The organism is Azonexus sp., from assembly GCF_036170495.1.
Lineage (GTDB): Bacteria > Pseudomonadota > Gammaproteobacteria > Burkholderiales > Rhodocyclaceae > Azonexus.
On the sequence record NZ_JAVHPH010000322.1, the window covers coordinates 9898 to 12646 of the forward strand.

3 protein-coding genes are annotated in these 2749 nt (G+C 57.7%); all 3 read right to left on the reverse strand.

Annotated features, from left to right (window positions below; translation table 11 throughout):
* Positions 1 to 659: DUF3364 domain-containing protein (locus tag ADADOO_RS11945; RefSeq protein WP_511277727.1), on the reverse strand; the 659-nt coding region annotated here is incomplete at its 3' end.
* Between the two features lie 68 nt (positions 660 to 727).
* Positions 728 to 2200 (reverse strand): nitrogenase molybdenum-iron protein alpha chain, encoded by a 1473-nt coding sequence (gene nifD / locus ADADOO_RS11950; protein WP_511277728.1) that lies wholly within the window; start codon positions 2198 to 2200, stop codon positions 728 to 730.
* Between the two features lie 93 nt (positions 2201 to 2293).
* Positions 2294 to 2749, reverse strand: a 456-nt coding sequence (locus tag ADADOO_RS11955; protein WP_511277729.1) for a NifH family ATP-binding protein, incomplete at its 5' end; no start/stop codon positions are given.

A 2749-nucleotide genomic window follows, 5' to 3' on the forward strand; every position in this document is an offset into this window, starting at 1 on the left:
TTCGAACCGACCTTCTTGCCGTCCATGTGGTTCAGCGTGAAGTAGCGGAGGATGCCTTCTTCCATGTTGTCCCAGCCGGTGGTGTGCGAACCGACGAAGGACGGGGTATGGGCGTAAGGAACCGGGTAGTCCTGGGGAACGTTGCCGGCCTTCTTGGCGTTATTGATGAAGGCATTCAAGTCGTCACCGATGACTTCCGCCATGCAGGTGGTGGAAACCGCGATCATGTCCGGCTTGTAGATGGCCTTGGCGTTTTCCAGGCCGTCGTTCATGTTCTTCTGCCCACCGAACACCGCGGCATCTTCGGTCATCGAGTCGGAGACGCAGGAGCACGGTTCCTTGAAGTGGCGGTTGAAGTAGCTGCGGAAGTAGGCGACGCAGCCTTGCGAACCATGGACGTAGGGCAGGGTTTTGTGGAATCCGGTAGCGCAGAGGACGGCGCCGAGTGGTTGGCAGGCCTTGGCCGGATCGACGGTCAGGGCTTCGCGCTTGAAGTTGAGGTCCTGATATTCCTGGGTGGTCGTCCACATGAAGGTTTCCCAGACTTTTTCCGGGCCATGGCCTTCTTCGAAGAGTTCGCGTTTTTCAGCGAGGTTCTTCTTGTAGTCGTCATCGCGGAACAGCGGGTAACAGGGCTTGATGTTGTCTGCGGTTTGCATTGCTATCTCCTTGCCCGCCCCGCTCATTCGCGGCTGCGGGCTTAAGGTTAAGGATGTACTGAGCCAGGTCAGGCGGCCTTCTTGATTTCTTCAACGGCAACCTTCTTCCAGGGCGGAACAAGGTTCTTGAACGTCGGGTTGGACAGCGCGATGTCCATGTCACGGGCGAAGATCGCGAAACCGTCGTAACCGTGATAAGGGCCGGAGTAATCCCAGGAGTGCATCTGGCGCAGCGGAATGCCCATCTTCTGGAAGATGTACTTTTCCTTGATGCCGGAGCCGACCATGTCGGGCTTCAGTCGCTTGACGAACTCTTCCAGCTCGAAACCGGTGACGTCGTCGTAGAGCAGGGTGGCATCACCCATTTCCTTGATCGTGCGGTCGTAGTCGTCGTTGTGGCCGAATTCGTAGCCGGTACCGATGACTTCCATGCCGAGATCTTCGTAGGCGCCGATCACGTGACGCGGACGCAGGCCGCCGACGTAGAGCATGACCTTCTTGCCTTCGAGGCGCGGTTTGTACTTGGCGATGATCTCGTCCATCATCGGCTGATAACGGGCGATCATGGCTTCGGTCTTGGCCTTGACGGTGTCGTCGAAGAATGCGGCGATCTTGCGGCAGGATTCGACGATCTTGGTCGGGCCGAAGAAGTTGTATTCCAGGTAAGGAATACCGTACTTCTCTTCCATGTGACGCGAGATGTAGTTCATTGAACGGTAGCAGTGCAGCAGGTTCAGCTTGACCTTCGGCGTGTTCATCATTTCGGCAATGGTGCCGTCGCCGGACCACTGAGCCACGACACGCAGGCCCATCTCTTCGAGAAGAATACGGGTTGCCCAGGCATCGCCGCCGATGTTGTAGTCACCAATGATGGCAACGTCGTAGGGGGTCGATTCGAAAGCAGCACCATCGCGCTTGTCGAGAACCCAGTCACGGATCGCGTCGTTGGCGATGTGGTGGCCGAGGGACTGGGAAACACCGCGGAAGCCTTCGCAGCGGACCGGGACAACCGGCTTGTCGATGATGGCGGCAGCCTTTTTGGAGACGGACTCGATGTCGTCGCCGATCAGGCCGATCGGGCATTCGGACTGGACCGAGATACCTTTGTGCAACGGAAAGAGTTGTTCGACTTCTTCGATCAGCTTGGCGAGCTTCTTGTCGCCGCCGAAGACGATGTCCTTCTCCTGGAAATCGGAGGTGAAGTTCATCGTGCCGAAGGTGTCGATGCCGGTCGTGCCGACATAGTAGTTACGGCGACCGGCGCGGGAGTACTGACCGCAGCCGACCGGGCCGTGTGAGATGTGGATCATGTCCTTGACCGGACCCCAGACCACCCCCTTCGAGCCAGCGTAGGCACAGCCACGAATGGTCATGACGCCGGGCAAGGACTTGCGGTTGGACGTGATGCACTTCTTCGATTGTTCTATGGTTTGATCATTGGTCGCGAGATGCTTGGCGCGATCCTTCTGAGCTTTTTCCGGATAAACCTCAAGCACCTCGGCAATGAGGGCATCGGTTTCTTCGCGAGACAGAGTTGTCATGTTTTCCTCCTGACGTCGCCACCAATCTGTGGCCGACGTACTGGTTGAAAGTGGCGGGGAGCGGTGCCCCCGCCGGAGCTTGCAGGGTCTTGCTTAGGCAGCCAGTTCGGCAGCGGTCTGACCGACGATGGACTCGTCTTCCGCTTCCATGATGCCGAATTCCATGAGCAGATCTTCCAGCTCTTCCATCTCGATCGGGGTCGGGATGACAAAGTTGGTGTTGTTGGCGATCTTGTTGGCGAGCTGGCGGTATTCGTCAGCCTGCTTGTGCTTCGGATCGTATTCAACCATGGTCATGCGGCGGATTTCAGCGTGCTGAACAGCGTTGTCACGCGGCACGAAGTGGATCATGGTGGTGCCGAGGCGGCTCGCCAGGGCCATGATCAGTTCGTCTTCACGGTCGGTGTTGCGGCTGTTGCAGATCAGGCCGGCCAGGCGGACAGAACCGGAGTTCGCATACTTGACGATGCCCTTGGCGATGTTGTTGGCAGCGTACATGGCCATCATTTCGCCGGAGCAAACGATGTAGATTTCCTGAGCCTTGTTTTC